Origin of the sequence: Corynebacterium aurimucosum ATCC 700975, assembly GCF_000022905.1 — a bacterium.
Lineage (GTDB): Bacteria > Actinomycetota > Actinomycetes > Mycobacteriales > Mycobacteriaceae > Corynebacterium > Corynebacterium aurimucosum_F.
Genome location: NC_012590.1, coordinates 688186 through 706841, shown reverse-complemented (window position 1 = coordinate 706841; position 18656 = coordinate 688186). Strand labels below are relative to the sequence as shown.

At 62.6% G+C, this 18656-nt stretch carries 12 protein-coding genes; 9 read left to right on the top strand and 3 right to left on the bottom strand.

Annotated features, from left to right (window positions below):
* Positions 1-36 precede the first annotated feature (36 nt).
* Positions 37-1365, bottom strand: coding sequence for a 4-aminobutyrate--2-oxoglutarate transaminase (gabT, locus tag CAURI_RS03430; RefSeq protein ID WP_010189233.1), 1329 nt, complete (start codon positions 1363-1365; stop codon positions 37-39).
* 117 nt (positions 1366-1482) lie between these two features.
* Between gabT (CAURI_RS03430) and CAURI_RS03425 the strand changes: the two genes are divergently transcribed.
* Positions 1483-2928, top strand: a complete 1446-nt coding sequence (locus CAURI_RS03425; protein WP_010189235.1) for a PucR family transcriptional regulator — start codon at positions 1483-1485, stop codon at positions 2926-2928.
* A 15-nt stretch (positions 2929-2943) separates the two neighbouring features.
* Here the strand turns inward: CAURI_RS03425 and CAURI_RS03420 are convergent, their stop codons facing one another.
* Positions 2944-4356: a helix-turn-helix domain-containing protein gene (locus CAURI_RS03420; RefSeq protein WP_420805230.1), complete on the bottom strand. Its 1413-nt coding sequence runs from the start codon at positions 4354-4356 to the stop codon at positions 2944-2946.
* Between the two features lie 225 nt (positions 4357-4581).
* Between CAURI_RS03420 and gabT (CAURI_RS03415) the strand changes: the two genes are divergently transcribed.
* From gabT (CAURI_RS03415) to CAURI_RS03400, 4 genes are all read left to right on the top strand, one after another.
* Positions 4582-5907 carry a 4-aminobutyrate--2-oxoglutarate transaminase gene (gabT, locus tag CAURI_RS03415; protein ID WP_010189239.1) on the top strand — a complete coding sequence of 442 codons (1326 nt, stop codon included), beginning with the start codon at positions 4582-4584 and terminating at the stop codon, positions 5905-5907.
* Between the two features lie 36 nt (positions 5908-5943).
* Entirely contained in the window at positions 5944-7392 is a 1449-nt protein-coding gene (locus tag CAURI_RS03410) for a flavin-containing monooxygenase (RefSeq protein ID WP_010189240.1), read from the top strand.
* A gap of 13 nt (positions 7393-7405) precedes the next feature.
* Positions 7406-8386: an alpha/beta hydrolase gene (locus CAURI_RS03405; RefSeq protein ID WP_010189241.1), complete on the top strand. Its 981-nt coding sequence runs from the start codon at positions 7406-7408 to the stop codon at positions 8384-8386.
* A gap of 98 nt (positions 8387-8484) precedes the next feature.
* The gene (locus tag CAURI_RS03400) at positions 8485-9795 is read left to right on the top strand and encodes a YkvI family membrane protein (RefSeq protein ID WP_010189242.1); all 1311 of its coding nucleotides are present in this window, start codon (positions 8485-8487) and stop codon (positions 9793-9795) included.
* Between the two features lie 64 nt (positions 9796-9859).
* Here CAURI_RS03400 and CAURI_RS03395 read toward each other — a convergent pair whose 3' ends face one another.
* Positions 9860-11326 carry a helix-turn-helix domain-containing protein gene (locus CAURI_RS03395; protein WP_010189243.1) on the bottom strand — a complete coding sequence of 489 codons (1467 nt, stop codon included), beginning with the start codon at positions 11324-11326 and terminating at the stop codon, positions 9860-9862.
* A 191-nt stretch (positions 11327-11517) separates the two neighbouring features.
* On the opposite strand from CAURI_RS03395, the gene CAURI_RS03390 reads away from it, so the two are divergent.
* The 4 genes from CAURI_RS03390 (at position 11518) to CAURI_RS03375 (ending at position 18618) form a co-directional block, all read left to right on the top strand.
* Positions 11518-13575 carry a hydantoinase/oxoprolinase family protein gene (locus CAURI_RS03390; protein WP_010189244.1) on the top strand — a complete coding sequence of 686 codons (2058 nt, stop codon included), beginning with the start codon at positions 11518-11520 and terminating at the stop codon, positions 13573-13575.
* Positions 13576-13612: 37 nt separating this feature from the next.
* The gene (locus CAURI_RS03385; protein WP_010189245.1) at positions 13613-15628 is read left to right on the top strand and encodes a hydantoinase B/oxoprolinase family protein; all 2016 of its coding nucleotides are present in this window, start codon (positions 13613-13615) and stop codon (positions 15626-15628) included.
* A gap of 34 nt (positions 15629-15662) precedes the next feature.
* Positions 15663-17381, top strand: coding sequence for a helix-turn-helix domain-containing protein (locus CAURI_RS03380; protein ID WP_010189247.1), 1719 nt, complete (start codon positions 15663-15665; stop codon positions 17379-17381).
* Between the two features lie 118 nt (positions 17382-17499).
* Positions 17500-18618 (top strand): alcohol dehydrogenase catalytic domain-containing protein, encoded by a 1119-nt coding sequence (locus CAURI_RS03375; RefSeq protein ID WP_010189248.1) that lies wholly within the window; start codon positions 17500-17502, stop codon positions 18616-18618.
* Positions 18619-18656 lie beyond the last annotated feature (38 nt).

Here is an 18656-nt window from a genome sequence, read left to right as displayed (position 1 = left end):
CTCACCCGGAAAGATCCGGGTGAGCGAAAAAGTCAACTACTTGTACTCGTTGAACTGCTTGACGACGACCTGCAGCGCCTCACGCCACAGGTCTTCCGGGATAGCCAGGGAAGGCAGGAAGCGGATGACGTTGTGGTCGAGGCCGCAGGTCAGCAGCAGGACGCCTTCGGCCTTGGCGGCGTCGGCAATCTTGTGCACCAGCTCGGAGTCCGGCTCGCCCTCAGCGGTGACGAATTCGAGGGCCAGCATGGCGCCGCGGCCGCGGAACTCGGCCACGCGCTCATCGCCCAGAATGGGTTCCAGCTCCTCGCGGGCAACCTTCTCCAGGTTCTGAGCACGCGCACCGAAGTCCTTCTCTTCGAATTCCTTGAAGGTCGCCAGCGCAGCAGCACAGGCCACCGGGTTGCCGGTGTAGGTACCGCCCAGGCCACCCGGCTGCGGGGCATCCATGATTTCTGCACGGCCGGTCACTGCGGACAGCGGCATGCCGGAGGCAATGCCCTTCGCAATGGTCACCATGTCCGGAACGATGCCCTCATGGTCGGAAGCGAACCAGGTGCCGGTACGCATCATGCCTGCCTGAATCTCGTCGACGATGAAGACCACGTCGTTCTCGTTGCACCACTTCTGGATTGCTGCGAGGTAGCCCTCGGCCGGGACGACGAAGCCGCCCTCGCCCTGAATCGGCTCAGCAACAACGCAGGCCAGGTTGGCTGCGCCGACTTCCTGCTCAATCATGGTGATGGTCTTCTTGGCAGCCTCAGCACCACTCAGGCCGTCACGCAGGGGGTAGGACATCGGTGCGCGGTAAATCTCCGGCGCGAAGGGGCCGAAGCCGTTCTTGTAGGGCGACTGCTTGGCGGTCATCGCCATGGTCAGGTTAGTGCGGCCGTGGAAGGCACGGTCCATGACGACAACGCCGCGCTTGCCGGTGTAGTTACGGGCAATCTTCACGGCGTTCTCAACGGCCTCCGCGCCGGAGTTGAACAGCGCGGTCTTCTTCGGGTGATCACCCGGGGTGACCTCGTTGAGTTTTTCTGCCACGGCCACGTAGGACTCGTACGGAGAGATGGTGAAGGAGGTGTGGGTGAAGTGCGCGACGGCTTCCTGCACCGCGGCCACGACGGCCGGGTTGGAAGCGCCAGCGGAGGTCACGGCGATGCCGGAGGCAAGGTCGATGAAGCGGTTGCCGTCAGCATCGGCAAGAATGCCGCCATCCGCATCCACCACGTAGCCCGGAAGCGAGGGCGCCATGCCCGCGGGAAGGGCATTCTTGCGACGCTCATCCAGGGCGGCGCTCTTCGGACCCGGGACCTGCTGGCCCAGGTGGCGGGACTGCTCAATGTGGTACTGAAGTTCCTGCATGGTCTTCCTTTTGTGTTCGGATGAATAGGATGCCCTTTAGTGTGGCCCCTACCACCCTTGCGGCACTATCGACAGGGTGTATAAATTTTGCACCTATAACTGTGTAGCCTGTCCACCATGAGTGAGATTTCCTTCCGCTGGCTCACCAACCAGCACTCGCTGAACCTGCGCCCGCTCGTTGAGGGCAAACCCGCGTTCAGCACCATCCATGCGTCAGAGCTCGCGGACCCCACCGAGTTCACCTCTCCCGGCGCGCTCATGCTCACTCTGGGGCTCGTTTTCCGCGACGACCCGGAAGGCTTCGAGCACTATGCCGCTGCTCTCGCCGCAGCCGGGGTACACGGCATTGGTTTCGGTACCGGACTCGCCTTCGCCGAGGTACCACCCGCGCTGACCCGCGCTTGTTCCCAACACCACCTCACCCTTTTTGAGATCCCGCGCGCCACCCGCTTCGTGTCCATCACTACTGCGGTAGCCCAGGAACAAGCGCGCCTCGAAAACAATGCGCACTTCACCTTCCACCGCCAACAAGAGCGCCTCAATCACGCAGCTGTGTCGGGCATCCAAGCGCTCATCGATGAGGCGAGCAATCAACTCAGCGCCGCTGTAGCGGTAGCTAGTTCTTCCGGAGCGGTGCTCAGCCAGAGAGATGCGGAGCAGCTCAGCGCAGCCAGCGCCGCAGTGGAGGCCGCGGAGCAGACGGGGCGGGGCACGGGGACGTCGACAAGCACAGGTGCCACCATCACCAGCACCTTCGGCTCCGCGGGCCGGCGTTGGGCCGTCGCCGCCAGGCGCTCGGAGAAGTTCGATTCTTATTCGCGCGCGCTCATCCGGCATCTTTCGGGTCTGGCCAGCCTGCTGCTTGATCACCCCGATGGCAATAGCCACGCTATTCTCGGGGCGCTAGCGCTTGATGCCCAGCTCGCCGGCGTTGACTCCCCCGCCCTGCACGCGGCCTTTCACTTGATTGCTAGCCACGATCTCACGGATGTTATCTATGTCACAGCCTCGACCCCCTCGCGCCTCGCGCGCATAGTGAGTGAGATCGGCAAGGCCGAGCCGCACAGCTTCGTCCGCCCGGAACAGGATTCTGCACTTCTCATGCTTCCTCCGGGAACCGCAACCTCACACCTGTTCAAGAAACAGTCGCGCTACCTTCGCGTCTCCGCCCTTCGGGGTGTTGCGTGGCAGGAGCTGAACCCAGCACTGTTGTCTTCTCTTCAAAGCCATGCGCGCAGCCTGCCCCTTGGCACCGTAGCGGCCTTTGATTCTGCTGCGCCTACCTGGCTGGCGGAACCCGGCGTCTCGGAGGCCCTCGGCGCCCGGCGCGCGGCCACGGTCAACCGTTTGGCCGAACACGATGCTCAGCACAATACGGAGTTGCTCGCTACTTTGCGTGCCTTCCTCGTGGGCAACGCCAACCTGGCCACCGCCGCCGCGGAGCTTGGGGTTCACCGGCACACCGTGCGCGCTCGGCTGGATAAAGTGGAGCAACTCTGCGGCGTGGACTTGGCCAACCCTGTAACCCGCGCGGAGCTTCTCTTACTCAGTATTGACTCTTAGCTGACCTTTAAGGCCTCAATCCGGAACGCTGACCCCGAGGATGAGCAGCTCCGCTGCCACGAGAGGATCCTTGAGGTCGACTTCGAGGAGATCCTCCAAGTCCGCGATGCGCTTGCGCACGGTATGCCGATGCGAATGCAGCTCCTCAGCGGTGCGGCTCACATGCCCGCCCGCGCGCAGGTAGACCTCCAGGGTTTCTGCCAATTCGGTGCCGTGCTCCGCGTCGTGGGCGCGCACCTTGCCCCAGGTTTCTTCGGCGCGATTGTGCACCGCGCCCTTGACCCTGGGATCCCTGGTCCAGCTCAGCGTCCGCGATTCTGGCCCCGCCAACATCCCGGGTTGGAGCCCAAAGGCGAAGGATTCCAATTCACGGACAGCTCCAACTCCCAACTCGCCCCACGGCATGGGTTGCCCCACGACGATGCGCTTGCTTCCGCGAATATCGCGCAACAAGTCTTGCAAGTTCTTCATCGAACGGCTTCCCCTAAAGAGCAGGAGGCTGGAGGATTTATCCAGCGTGTACTCGAAAAGCAAGCGCCCGTGGTCCTGCAGGCGGGCATCCAAAGCCTGAATGAAGCGCTGGTGGGCGCGCTCCCCCTCAGATTTCACCAGGACCGGCCGCACCCGGCCCTGCGCGTCACCCACCATGTGGAAGATACGGCGCATGGGATCTTCCGGCTGATCCATGCCCAACTGAATAGCCATGGCCATGGAGTTGAGTTCGTTTTGGGTGCGCCGAAGCTCCTGCGGGCGCTTCACCGTGAGTTCCGCTAGACCTGCAGCCTGCTTGAGCAGCGCGCGCTCGTTCACACCGAAACTCTCACGCGCCACCGCCAGCAGTCCGAAGGAGCGCGCACCGTGGTCGGCCAAACGCTGGGCCAAGACATTCCATCCTCCCACGCGGCGTGCGGCGTAGAAGTTCTGAGCGCGAGTATCGGCAATCACCGGAGCCCAGTCCACTGGGGGCAGGCCGGGGTGACTCGACTGCGCGAAGACCCGTCCGTCCTTATCCACGAGGCAACAGTGCGCACCCAAAAGTCGGCCGGTCTTATCCACGAGGGAGTCGAGGCCGGCGATGGCGGCGTCGTTAAGCGCGCCCTGCTGCGCAATGAAGAGTTCCAGGCCTTCCTCACGCTGGCGCTGTAGCTCGTCGTGGAGACGCGCGAGCACCGAGACGAAGGGAACGCGCCGCGCCACCGTGAAGAGCGAAATATCGCATTCCCGGGCGGCCTCCACCATGGCGGGCGGAACCTCGGCAAAGGCGAGACCAACGCCAAAGCCCACCCCCGTTACCCCGCCCTCGGCCACCCTGTGGATGTACTCCGACAGCTCTTCCGGCTTTCCTTCGAAGGCCATACCAGTAAGCAGGATGACCGCACCAGAGCCCACGAATTCTCGTGGATCGCGCAGTTCACACGGGTGCATCACGGAAAAAGGGCGCCCACAATCGTGCAGAATTTCTATCCCCAGATCGGGTTGATTAGCAAACCATCTCAGGGAAACACTTCCCTCTTCCAGCCCAACCGCTACCCCCGTATCCATTGTGGACAATTTCTCACCATTCTTTCACCCAGTTGTCTATGGCCCTTATGAAGTTTAGCCGCCAGAATGACCCACGTCATAAAAAATTCCGAGCATTAAGGAGCAGACAGCATGCAGGACCTCAAGCACCGCCTCCCCCAGGAGCGGAATGTCTCCACCGCAATCCCTGGCCCCCGCAGCCAGGAGCTGAATGCCGCCCGTGAAGCAGACGTCGCCGCTGGCGTCATCCCGGGCTATCCCTCCTACATCACCGACGGTGACGGTGGCGTGCTTGTCGACGTCGACGGGAACACCATCGTCGACTTCGCATCCGGCATCGCCGTGACCTCCGTCGGCGCCTCCAACGAGCGCGTTGTCAAGGCCGTCGCCGAGGCCGCCAGCCACCTCACCCACACCTGCTTCCTCAACGCTCCGTACCAGGGCTTCGTTGATGTCTGCAAGAAGCTTAACGAGCTGACCCCGGGCACCCACGAGAAGAAGACCTGCCTCTTCTCCACCGGCGCGGAGGCAGTGGAGAACGCCATCAAGATCGCTCGCCGCTACACCGGCAAGAACCGCGTTGTGGTCTTCGACGGCGCCTTCCACGGCCGTACCAACCTCACCATGACCATGACCGCCAAGAACAAGCCCTACAAGCAGGGCTTTGGCACCCTGGCCGCTGATATCTACCGCGCGCCGATGTCCTACCCGCTGCGCGACGGCCTCGACGGCAAGCAGGCAGCAGCGCGCACCCTGCGCTACATCGAGCAGTACGTCGGCACCGAAGAGCTGGCTGCCGTCATCATCGAGCCGGTTCAGGGCGAGGGCGGCTTCGTTGAGCCGGCCAAGGGTTTCCTCCCGGCACTGCAGGAATGGTGCACCGACAACGGTGTTGTCTTCATCGCCGATGAAATTCAGGCCGGCATCTGCCGCACTGGCTCATGGTTCGCCTGCGATGACGAGGGCATCATCCCGGACCTCATCACCACCGCCAAGGGCGTGGGCGGCGGCATACCGCTGTCCGCTGTGACCGGCCGTGCAGAAATCATGGATGCCCCGGACCCGGGCTCCCTGGGTGGCACCTACGCCGGTAACCCGGTGGCATGTGCCGCTTCCCTGGCAGCTTTCGAGGAGATGGAGGAACTGGATCTGGCTTCCCGCGCCCGCGAGATCGAGGCCATCATCCGCGAGGAGCTAGAGCCGCTGCTCGAGCTCACCACCGTTGCCGAGGTCCGCGGCCGCGGCGCCATGATCGCCATCGAGCTGGTTGACGACAACAACCAGCCGAACGCTGACCTCACCGCCAAGGTGGCCAAGACCTGCCGCGAGCAGGGCGTACTCATCCTCACCTGTGGCCTCGACGGCAACGTCATCCGCCTCTTGCCGCCGCTGGTCATCAACGAGTCCACCCTGCGTGACGGCCTCCAGGTCCTGGCTGAAGCCATCCGCGCGAACTAACCCGAACCACCAACGTCTTAAAGGAGATACACCACTATGAAGATCTACGATTGCATCATCCTCGGCACCGGCTACGGCGGACTGGGCATGGGCGCCCAGCTGGTCCGCGACGAGCAGAAGGACTTCCTCATCCTCGAGGCTGCCGACGAGGTCGGCGGCGTCTGGCGCGACAACACCTACCCGGGCGCTGCCTGCGATACCCAGGCTCTGATCTACTGCTACTCCTACTTCCTCAACCTCGGCGTCTCCCGCATGTTCGCCGGTCAGGACGAGATGCAGGGCTACCTCAAGGCTCTTGCCAAGGAATTCAACCTCTACGACCACATCAAGTTCAACCACCGCATCACCAACGCCGAGTGGAAGGAAGACCTCAAGGCATGGGAGATCGAGGCCAACGGCGAGACCTACTACGGTCGCGTCTTCGTCGGCGCATGGGGCCAGCTCTCCAAGCCGAAGGTTCCGAACTTCCCGAACCGCGAGGCATTCCAGGGCGTGCAGTTCCACTCCGCTGAGTGGAACCACGACGTTGACCTGGCAGGCAAGAAGGTCGCCGTCATCGGTAACGCGGCTTCCGCTGTCCAGCTGGTTCCGGAGGTAGCAAAGGTGGCGGAGAAGCTCTCCGTGTTCCAGCGCTCCGCTAACTACATCCTGCCGCGTAACCAGGTCATCTTCACCGATGAGGAGCTCAAGGAGTTCCAGGAGAACCCGGATTCCTACCGCGCCATCCGCCAGGAGATCCACGAGGTCCGCGAGGAGGGCTTCGACCGCACCCGCAAGGGCACCGATTCCGCTGCCGAGGGTGTCGAGCAGGCCATGGAGCACCTGCGATCCCAGGTCAATGACCCGGAGTTGGTGGAGAAGCTCACCCCGACCTTCGCCTTCGGCTGCAAGCGTATTCTGCGCTCCGATGACTTCTACCCCACCTTCAACCGTGACAACGTAGAGCTCATCACCGCTGGCATCGAGAAGTTCACCGAGACCGGCATCCGCACCGATGACGGAGCAGAGCACGACTTTGACGTGGTCATCTACGCCACCGGCTTCCACTCCCAGGAGTTCCAGGGTGATTTGCCGATTGCTGGCCGCGATGGCGTCGACCTGCGCGAGCGCTGGGGTAACTCCCCGGAGGCTTACCTGGGCATGACCGTGGACGGCTTCCCGAACTTCTTCATGCTCTATGGCCCGAACACCAACCTCAACCACCACTCCGTGGTGGCCATGCTCGAGGCACAGGACCGCTACATCTCCCAGGCCGTTGCTTACCTGCGCGAGAACCCGGAGGCAGCCCTCGACGTGAAGAAGAACGTCATCGACGAGTTCAACACCAAGATCCAGAAGGAGCTCGAGGCATCTGCGTTCTCCGCTGACTGCTCCTCCTGGTACAAGAACGAAGAAGGCCGCGTCATCAACAACTGGTCCGGCAACGTCGCTGAGTACTACGAGCTGACCGACAAGCTCGAGCTCAACGACTACGAGCTGGTCTAGGAGGTAGTTCACAATGCACACTCTGCACGACGATTTTTCCGGGCGTCCCGTCGCTGAGGATGCGTGGAAGGCGCTGAAACCTTTCCGCGATGGTGGGGCGAAGTCCTTCCATAACTTCCCCATCCCGCAGGTGCGTGAGAACTACGTAGCCTCGGCCCACGCCAACCCGCTCCACGAGGAGAAGGAACCCGCGACCACGGATTTCCAGGTTGACCAGTTCCAAGTTCGCCTCTACGACCCCCGCCCGGAGGCGGAGCGCGGCCAGGAGACCCCAGCGGTGCTCTACATGCACGGCGGCGGCTGGCTCATGGGCAACCTGGAGACCCACCACTCCTCGGTACGCCGTATCGCGGTGCTGACCGGTCTCCCGGTCGTTGCGGTGGACTATCGCCTTGCCCCGGAGCACACCTACCCGGCGGCTATCGACGATTGCCGCGCTGCCTACCGCTGGTTGTCCAACCCTGAGGCCGAGCACGGGCTGACCGTGACCTCCATCGCGGTAGCGGGTGACTCGGCCGGCGGCCAGCTCGCCGCTACCCTGGCGAACGAGTTCGTGGGCGAAGAAGACGTCGCCAAGCTCAGCTCCCAGATCCTGCTCTACCCCATCACGGATTGCTCCCGCGAGCGAACCGAGAACGGTGCCTCCTACAAGCGCTTGGAGGAGGGCTTCCCGCTGGCATCTGACACCATGCGCTGGTTCATCGATACCTTCGTCACGGAGGAGGCACAGCGCACGGCAACGGATCTCTCCCCGCTGTTGCTAGAAGAGCTACCGGAGGGCCTGCCCCCGTCACTCGTGATCACGGTGGATAACGATCCGCTCGCGGACGAGGGCATCGAGTACGCCGGCAAGCTGGCGAAGGCGGGCGTCGACGTCACGCACAAGCACCTTCTGGGCTACCACCACGGGCTGTTCACCTCCGCCGGTGTCATTGACCGCGGCGAGGAAGAGCTCGCAGTCGTCGCCGAGTTCATCAAGGCGGCAGCGAACTAGAAGCTTCCGCTCCATCACGCACGGGGCAGGCACCTTCAAAGGCAGCCTGCCCCGTTTGCATAAGTAGCTATTTCTGTCCACCTAAAGTTAGGTTCACCATGCTTAAACGCTCATTCGGCATCGCGATGGCCTTCATCGGCGTACTCGCGGGTGCCTCCTTCGCTTCCGGCCGCGAGGCCCTTCAATACTTCGTTGCCTTCGGCAACATGGGCATCGTCGGTGCCATCGTTGCCGCACTGGCGATGACCATCTCCGGTATCACTATTCTCCAACTAGGTTCTTATCACCGCGCCAAGGAGCACACCTCCGTCTTCAACGCGGTGTCCACCCCCATTGTGTCGAAGGTCCTCGACTTCGCCACGCTGACCTGTCTCTTCTGCATCGGCTTCGCCATGTTCGCCGGTGCCGGTGCCAACCTCAACCAGCAGTGGGGCTGGCCGGTGTGGATCGGCGCGGTCCTCATGCTCGTGCTCACGCTGCTGACTGGCCTGCTCGACGTGGACAAGGTAACCATCGCCATCGGCGCTATCACCCCGTTCATCATCGTCCTGCTCACCATCGGCACGGTCTATACCGTGCTCACGTCCAACCCCGATTGGTCGCACCTCAACGATCAGGCACAGACCATTCCCACCACGCTGCCGAACTGGTGGGTCTCCTCTATCAATAACCTGGGTCTTAACGTCATCGTCGTGGTCTCCATGATGATCGTTATTGGCGGTAACTTCCTCGATGCTAAGGAAGTGGGCTACGGCGGCATCCTCGGCGGCCTGTGCTTCCTATTCCTGCTGGCGGTCCTCGTCGGTGGCCTCTACGTCTCCGTGGGCCCGATCACCGAGGCTGAGATGCCAACGCTGGCCATGATTGAGCAGATTCACCCGTGGCTTGGTGTCGCCATGTCCGTTGCTATTTACGGCATGATTTATAACACCTCCATCGGCATGTTCTATGCCTTTGCCAAGCGCCTCACCCGCGGCAAGCCGCAGCACTTCTACAAGGTCTATGTCATCTCCGTGCTCATCGGCTTTGTCCTCTCCTTCATTGGCTTCTCCAACCTCATCGGCTGGGTTTACCCGATTCTGGGATACATGGGCATCGCCATCATGTTCATCATCGGCTTCGCCTGGCTGAAGAACCGCGGGGAGCTGCAGTCCGAAGCGGACCTGCGCCGCCGCGCACGCGAGCTCCTCAAGAAGCGCTTTGAGAATGACAACCACCTCTCCGATGAGGAGATGCGTGAACTCGTGGCCATTGCTCGCAACTCCTCCATCCCGGAGTCTGACTTCATCAAGGAAATCATGACGGAGGTTGATTCCGCGGATCTCCCGGAGGACATGCAGATTGGCGATGGCAAGCTCCACGCGCTCATTACCGGCAAGCCCATCCCACGCAGCAAGAAGAAGGTGTAGTTCTCTCCCCTCCCCCTCTCACTCTCTGCCCTCACACCTTCTCCGTGCCCCCGCATCCAGCCGCCTAGCGCTGCATACGGGGGCGCAGCGCTTTCCACAGCGCCCACAGGACCAGGTCTGCATCGGAGAAGCGGATACGTTCCGCCAGCGCCTCCAACCGGTGCCGGACCGTATTGGCATGTACACCCACGACCTTGGCCGCACGGGCGACAGAAAACCCTTCGGCCTCATAAGCGTGGAAGATTTCTTCCCCATCTTTAATGGAGCCGATGGCGCGGTCGAGCTGCCCCACTGCATCTTCGAGACCGCGCTGCCCCAGGTAGGCCGCTGCCTTCTCAATGGCACTGCACTGAGAAAACTCCATGCTCTGCAGATGCAGGGAATGTTTCCGTTCCACCACCACCGCGGCAAGCAATGCCTGCAGCCACGCCCGCGGGCCTTCCTCGACGGTATCGAAGCCGTCGGAAAGCCCCACTGAGCCGAAGAGCACATCCGCAATCTTGGTCTCAGTACCCGATTGCGTCGTCAGCACGCAGGTACGGCCAGCCACATATCCCAGCACCAGTGGCACGCCCGCATCTTGGGCCACGGCGAAAGCTTTGTCGCGCACATCACTGCGATAGGAATCCTTGATGGAATCGGAAACGATGAGGCGCATTTTCGCGTGTTCCGAAAAGCCCCGCCTGCGCAACGTGGTGGCCACTTCTTCCCTATTCGAATTCTCATCGCACAACGCCACCATCAACGCGCTCGATTCGGCAACGTGGTTGCGCAGGATGTTTCTCTGCGCCATGAGGGAAGCGGTGAGAAGTTCCTCCAGCGCTGCGAAAGCGGGGTCATCGAAGTCTGCATCCTGACTGGTCTGCCGCCCCCGGATCAGCCAGTAGCCATGGTCGAAGGAGGGGCTCTCACCAGCAATGTCAAGCCACCGGGCAAAGACCTTCCAACGCCCCACGTGCATGCTCGTGGTGCTGTGGTTGACCACCACCGACAGGGAACGTGCAATACTCCGCGCAGGCAGTTCGCCGGCGGCGGCAATAACCCGACCATCAACGGTCAACAACAGCAAGGAATCTCCACTAAACCTGGCAAATCGCGCGAGGATCTCGGACTCCGGCGCCGGGTTAACCAACCCGGGGCTTAATTGCCCGATGGTGCTGAGCTTGCGCCAGGATGCCAGGTTGGGTTGGCGCCGCAAAAGCTCATCCACCGCGCGCCGGATATCTTGGCGCGTGATCCCATCGGTGCCGTACAGGAGGGCGCCGGTTCCCTCTACCGAGTCCAGGACTTCCTGCTCATCGAACTCGGAGTCGAGGAAGATGACCCCGGCGGCGTCGACCAGCCGACGCTGGATGGCGCGTGGGCTTCCCTCCGGCTGGGGAAGGACTAGCCAGCCCGCCACGTCCCCATCGCCCTCGGCGCACAGCCCCACAAAATTCTCATCCTCGAGCGTCTTGCTCAAGCGCCGCAGCCGCGGTTCCATCACGACGAGATCGGCGATCCGCAGCACCGGATCATCTTGTGACGCCACTTAATCCTCCGAAAAATAGTGTCCTATCTTACTTTTAATCAGGTAATTCTAGCGCCCTTCAACCTGGCATTTTGGAGTTTCCTCCACCGTTTTCCATCTTGATTCACCGTTTCTCCATTGCTCCCCTCCTCGTGCCATATCAAGATTCCTCTCAACCGAATTCACCATCTTTTGAAAGAGAGGTCCACACCATGACGGAGACCAAGCCTTTTCGCGTATCCGTTGACGTCGGCGGAACGTTCACCGACGTCGCGATTGTTAACACCGAGACCCACGAGTTGTCGGTAGCCAAGGTTCCCTCCACCCCGGATGACCCGATGAAGGCGGTGATGAACGGCCTCAAGTCGGCCGACGTCCAGCTCAACCAGGTCGAGGTGTTCTCCCACGGCACCACAGTGGCCACGAATGCGTTGATCCAGCGCCGCTTCCCGCCGGCAGCGCTCATCACCACGAAGGGCTTCCGCGATGTGTTGGAGATCCGTGACGGCACCAAGGATGAGCTCTGGGATGCCTACCACGACGTTCCGGAGCCCTATATCCGCCGCCGCGACCGCTACGAGGTCGAAGAGCGCATCGACTTCGACGGCGCAGAGGTCACCCCGCTCGATGAGGCAGAGGCACGCCGCATCGCCGGCATCCTGCGCCGCAAGAAGATTGAGACTGTGGCGATTTGCTTCATCAACTCCCATGCCAACGCCTCCCATGAGGAACGCATGGCGGAGATCCTGCGCGAGGAGCTTCCCGACGCCGCTATCTCCACCTCCTCCGAAATCCTCCCGGAGATCTTCGAGCACGACCGCTTCTCCACGACCGTCGCCAATGCGGTCCTAGCCCCGCTCGTCTCCGGCTACGTCAACCGCCTATCCCGCCAGCTGGAGGAAGGCGGCTACGACGGTGACCTGCTGCTCCTCCACTCCGGCGGCGGTTCCATGACCCCGGAGATGGTCTCCCGCTACCCGGTCCGCCTGGCCGCCTCCGGTATCGCCGCCGGCGCCATCGCGGTGCAGGACATCGCTACGCGCTGCGGCTACTCCAACGCCATCGGCCTGGAGATGGGTGGTACCTCCACCGACATCGCCTTGGTCTACGAAGGTGATATTCGTATTACCAAGCAGTGGCAGGTCGAGTACGGCTTCCCCATCTGCTTCCCGTCCATTGAGGTGGGCACCATCGGTGCCGGTGGCGGTTCGGAGGCTTGGATCGATGAGGCAGGATCCCTGCGCAATGGTCCGCAGTCGGCCGGTGCGGATCCGGGGCCGGTCTGTTACGAGCGCGGCGGCACCGAAGCCACGAATACCGATGCCAATGTCACCCTCGGCCGCCTCGGCACTGAGCTCATCGGCGGCGCGCTGAAGTTGAACCCGGATGCCGCGCGTGAGGCCGTCAACAAGACCGTCGCCGATCCTCTGGGTCTCGATACCGAGACCGCCGCGGAAAACATCGTCCAGGTGGCCAACGCCAACATGGCTGACGCCGTTCGCCTGCTGTCCATCCGCCGCGGCTACGACCCGCGTGATTTCGTCCTCGTCGTCGGCGGCGGCGCCGGCGCGCTACACGGTGCCGAGGTGGCCCGCGACCTCTCCATCCCCACCGTCGTCGTCCCGCCGCACCCGGGCGTTACCTCCGCACAGGGCTGCCTGCTCGTGGATATCCGCCACGACATCACCAAGATGTACCAAGCACCCGTGGACGAGGTAGACACCGCAGACCTGCGCAAGGAATTCCAGGCACTCATTTCCGAAGCCCGCGAGCGCCTCCACAAGGAGCACGTGCCTGAGGAGCGCATGAAGTTCAAGCTGACTGCCTCCATGCGCTACCGCGGCCAGTGGCGCTCCCTGACGGTGGAAATCCCCGAGTCCGATAACCCGCTCGATGATGCCGTCGCCATGTTCCACGATGAGCACGAGCGCGAGTACTCCTTCGCCGACCGCGAAGGCGCTGTGGAGTTCTACCAGATTGGCCTCATCGCTATCGGTGAGCTGGAGAACCCGCCTTTCAAGCACTATGACGTCGAAGAGCACGAGGCAGAGCTCCCGGAGACCACCCGCCCTGTGTACTTCTCCGCGCACGGCGGCTGGGCCGATGTCCCGATTTACCACCGCCCGGATCTGAAGGCCGGCGCAAAGCTCAACGGCCCCGCCATCATCGATCAATTCGACGCCACCACCGTCATTCCGCCTGGTGACCGCGCAGAAATTGATGAGTGGTCCAACATCCGCATCCACATCGGCAAGGCGACCAACGCCTAAGACGCTCGCCTAAGACTCTCCTTTGAAAGGAATCGACATGACTACTACTCAGACACCGCCACAGAAGCCGTCGCCGTCTTCTTCCAGCCGCCGTACGCTCGACCCGGTTACCTTCGAGGTGCTCAAGAACGCCTTTGCCACCTCGGTCAACCTCATGTCCGAACAGATTCTTCGCACCTGCTATTCCTTCGTTATTTATTCGCGCGACTTCTCCTCCGCGCTCTGCGACGCCGAAGGCAACACCGTCATGCAGGGTGACCAGGACATCGCCGTCCACGTCGGCACGCTGCACTTCCAGTGCCAGGCCGTGCTCGAGGAATTCGGCGATGACATCCACGAAGGCGATGTTTTCGCCATCAATGACCCCTACCAGGGCGGCACGCACATGAATGACGTGTCCTTCCTGCGCCCCATCTTCTACGAGGGCACCCTGCTGGCCTTCGCGCAGAACAAGGGCCACTGGGCTGATGCCGGCGGCTCCGTCCCAGGCTCCTTCGATGTGTCCGCCACTAACTACTACACCGAGGGCCTGCGCATCACTCCGGTGCGCGTGTGGTCCAAGGGCGTGTTCCTCAAGGACGTGGCCAAGCTCCTAGCGGGCAACACCCGCAGCCCAGAGATCGTCATGGGTGACCTCAAGGCCCAGGCCGAAGCCACCGCGGTCTGTGAGCGTGAGATCCACCGTCTCGTGGACAAGTACTCGGTCGACATCGTGCGGACCGCGCTGCGTGAGGTCCAGGACTACGTGGAAGACATCGTCAGCGCCCGCGTCGCCGACTTGGAGGACGGCGAGTGGTCCACCACCGACTACATCGACCTCGACCCCGCTAAGGAAGAAGGCCTGGTTCCCATCAAGGTGACGATGCGCATCAAGGGCGGGCGCCTCTCTTACTCACTAGATGGTTCCGCACCGGCGGTCGCCAGCTTCCTCAACGCCGGCTATGGCTCCGCGTTCTCTGGAATCGTCGCCGGTACGAAGACCTTCTTCCCCGACGTTCCACTGAACTCCGGTCTTTACCGCGCCATGGACATCGACCTCGGCCCAGAGGGAACCGTGGTCAACGCCGGAATGCCGCACGCGGTGACCGGCTTCTGTTCCGGCCCCTTCGAGAAGATCATGAACGCCGTCTTCGAGCTGTGGTCCCAGCTCATGCAGGAGCGCGCCATGGCTTGCGCCTTCAACCTGGAGTACCTGCTCATCGGCGGCTGGGATACGCGTGATGCGAAGAAACCACAGGATAAAGGTGAGTTCTTCATGTGGTACGACTGGATGGCCGGCGGCTGGGGTGGCCGTGTCGACCGCGATGGTTCTTCTGCTACCGCACCGGTCTTCGGTCCGGGCCTGGCGGTCCAGCCGGTGGAAGGCCAGGAGCGCCTCTCCCCTGTGATCACCAGCCACCACGCGCTGGTCACCGACTCGGCCGGCCCCGGCAAGTTCCGCGGCGGCGTCGGCGTATCCAAGGGCGGCGTGCTCACGGACGCGAACCAGACCGTGATGAGCTACTGCTGTGACCGCTCCCGTTCGGTCACCTGGGGCATTGAGGGTGGTCTGCCGTCTATCCCGCAGGGCGTGTGGCTCAACCGCGGCACCCCGGATGAGAAGTACCTCGGCGCGCTCTTCTCCAACGTGCCAGTCGGCCCGGGCGATACCTTCGAACGCCCCTCTGCCGGTGGTGGCGGATTCGGCGATGCCCTGGAGCGCGACCCGCAGGCCGTGTTGGAGGACGTCATCGACGGTTACGTGTCCGTGGGCCGTGCTGCCAAAGACTACGGCGTTGTCATCCACGCCATCGACCCCGAGATCGATGAGTACGAGCTCGATGAGGAGGAAACCACGAAGCTACGTGAGGAACTTCGCTCCTCCCGCCTGGACAAGCTGGCGGAGGACCCGGAATCCGTGGCAGAGCGTTACAACGCGGGCGAGCTGGACCAGCTCGACCTGGTCCGCCACTACGGCGTCATCCTGGACTGGGCCACCGGTGAGCTCCTGCCCACCACCACTCAGCAGTACCGCGAGCAGATGACCAAGCGTTCCTCTTCCCACTGGAAGTAGGTGGCGCCCCGACCAGCCCCCTAAACTAGGGAGCATGTCTCTCCTCGGCCCCGTACTCTCCCATCTCGCCAGCGGCACCCGTGTCCCCGACGAGCTGCGCGAGCAATTGGCGGCCGAGGAGCTTGGCGCGCTTCGGGCCATCGAAGAGACCATGCGCGCCAACCACACATGGCGGGTGATGTCGACCAAACTGCTCGACGTCTCCCACATGCTCAACTCCGGCCGCGAATCCTCTGATATCTTCCAGGCCATCGTGCGCCACGCGCGCTCCACCATCGGCACCGACGTGGGCTATCTCAGCCTCAACGATGAGGACACCGGCTTTACCAAGGTGCTGGCCACCAGCGGTGTCGTCACGGAGGAATTCCGCACCATCAACATGCCGATGGGCTCCGGAGTCCTCGGCATCGTGGCCGCCACCAACCGCCCAGCGTGGACCTATGACCATTCCGCAGATCCCAACGTTACGCACGTGGATTACGTGGACCGCGCGGTAGAAGCCGAAGGAATCCGCGGAATCCTCGGCGCCCCGATCCGCATCGCCGGGCGCACCATCGGCGCGCTGCTCGTGGGCGACCGCCACCCCCGCCACTACACGCACGAAGAAATCGCGGCCCTCGAGGTGCTTGGCTCTATTACCTCCGTGGCGCTGGAGAATGCGCAAGTCATCGAGAGCCAAGGCGAATCCGTGGCCGAGTTGACCCGCTCCCAGATTGCGCTCAGCCGCCATGTCGAAGAACTGCAGTGGCTCAATGACGTCAACACGCAGCTGCTCCACGTGCTGATGAATAACGCGAGTTTTGAGGAACTCGAACGCGTGTTGGCTGAAAGCCTCGATGCACCGGTGATGCTGTGGACCACGGAAGGTGCCCCGAACACTCCCCCAACCAGTACCTTCCCCGTGGAGTTCAACGGGCGGGCCTTAGGCACGATTGGCGTGGACAAAGAGCTCAGCGATGCCGAACTGCGCGTCATCAGCCATGCCTCCGCTGCCTTTACTGCGATTGCTCTTTTTGCCGAAGCGCTTGTCGACGCCACCGCGCGCAAAGTCGATGACCTCGTCTACGCCGTGGCTCTGGGTAATGCTGGGCGCGAGGAGATCGCTCGTCTGCGCCACCTAACGGGAATCAGCCTGAATTCTTCGGTACAGCTCTATTTCGTCGGCTTACACTCGGCAAAGAGTTTGCCAACTCGCCCGCAACTAGAGCACCTTCTGCCGGGAAATGCCGCTATCACACACCACGACCAGCACGTATGCGTGCTGTACCAGCCGGATCGAGCAATTGATAAGGCACTGGCCCCGCTGCTGTCTGAGTTTTCTGACTTGACGGTTTCTGCCATCGGCTTCGACGGGCTGGATTCGGCACGCAGCGCCCACGATTCCGCTATGGCCTACTTGGAGTCAGCTTTAGCGCTCGGCGTACAAGGCCGCTTAGTCACCGAAGATACCTTGGGCACCGTCGGCCTCATCTTGGGCGCGGACCCGCAGGCGTTGAGCGCGCTGTCCACGCGCACGATCGGCCCGTTGGTGCGTTATGACGCAGAGCATTCCACGGAGCTGACCGATACCGCGCACCACTACTTGCTCTCCGGCCACAGCATCCCGCAAACAGCTCGCGCCATGTTTATCCACCCCAATACGGTGCGCCAGCGACTCGACCGGATCGCTGAGCTCATGGGAGATGAGTGGGCCGTGGGCCAGCGCGGGCTCGATGTCTTCGTAGCGTTGCGCGCCCACGCGCTGAGTAGGTAGAGAATTCCCCACCCATACAACTATTGGGTGTAGGTTTTCCCACACCATTCCCACCCTCCCCGACGTGACGTGGCGTACATTGCGATGCATTAACCCCATCCGATGTCTGGAGGTATCAATGTCTGACACGATTACCATTCGCGGCGCCGTCCTGGAGCGCTCCGGCGATGAGCGTCCCTACGCCGACTCCAAGCCCATTACCGTGAGCGAGCTCGAGCTCACCGCCCCCGGCGAGGGCGAGATTCTGGTCAAGATCACCGCCGCTGGCCTCTGCCACTCCGACCTCTCCGTGGTCAACAACAACCGCCCGCGCCCGCTGCCGATGCTGCTGGGCCACGAGTCCGCCGGCATCGTCGAGGAAATTGGCCCCGGCGTTACCAACGTCAAGGTTGGCGACCACGTAGTCATGACTTTCCTCCCGCGCTGCGGCGAGTGCGCCGGCTGCAAGACCGACGGCAAGATGCCCTGTGAGGTCGGCTCCAAGACCAACAACGAGGGCACCCTCATTCGCGGCACCCGCCACCTCACCCGCAACGGTGAGACGGTCCAGCACCACCTCGGCGTTTCTGGCTTTGCTACCCACGCGGTGGTTTCTGAGCTGTCCGTCGTACCGGTGGGCTCCGATGTCCCGGCGGACATCGCCGCTATCCTCGGCTGCGCCATCCTCACCGGTGGCGGCGCCGTGCTCAACGAGATCGATCCAAAGCCGGAGGACAGCATCGCCGTCGTCGGCCTCGGTGGCGTGGGCATGGCCGCCATCATCACCGCCGCTGCCCTCGGCGTGAAGGAGATCGTGGGCATCGACATGCAGAAGGACAAGTGCGAAAAGGCCCTCGAAATCGGCGCCACCTCCGCCATGACCCCGCAGGAAGCTGAGGAGTCCGGCAAGAAGTTCACCGCCGTCGTGGAGGCCGCCGGCCACCCGAAGGCCCTAGAAACCGCATACAAGGTCACCGCACCGGGCGGCCTGACCGTTACCGTTGGCCTGCCAGCACCGGGCTCCACCATCACCATCGACCCGCTCGTGATGACCGGTGAGGCACGCCGCGTGCACGGCTGCTACCTGGGTTCCTCCGTTCCGTCGAAGGACATTCCGAAGTACGAGCAGCTGTGGCGTGAGGGCAAGCTCAACGCTGAGGCCCTGATCTCCGATCACATCAAGCTCGAGGACATCAACACCGCCATGGACCGCCTGTCAGACGGTGCGGCCCTGCGCCAGATCATCGAATTCGACTAAACGGAGTTCAGCTAAACCTCAACCACTTCACCTTTCCT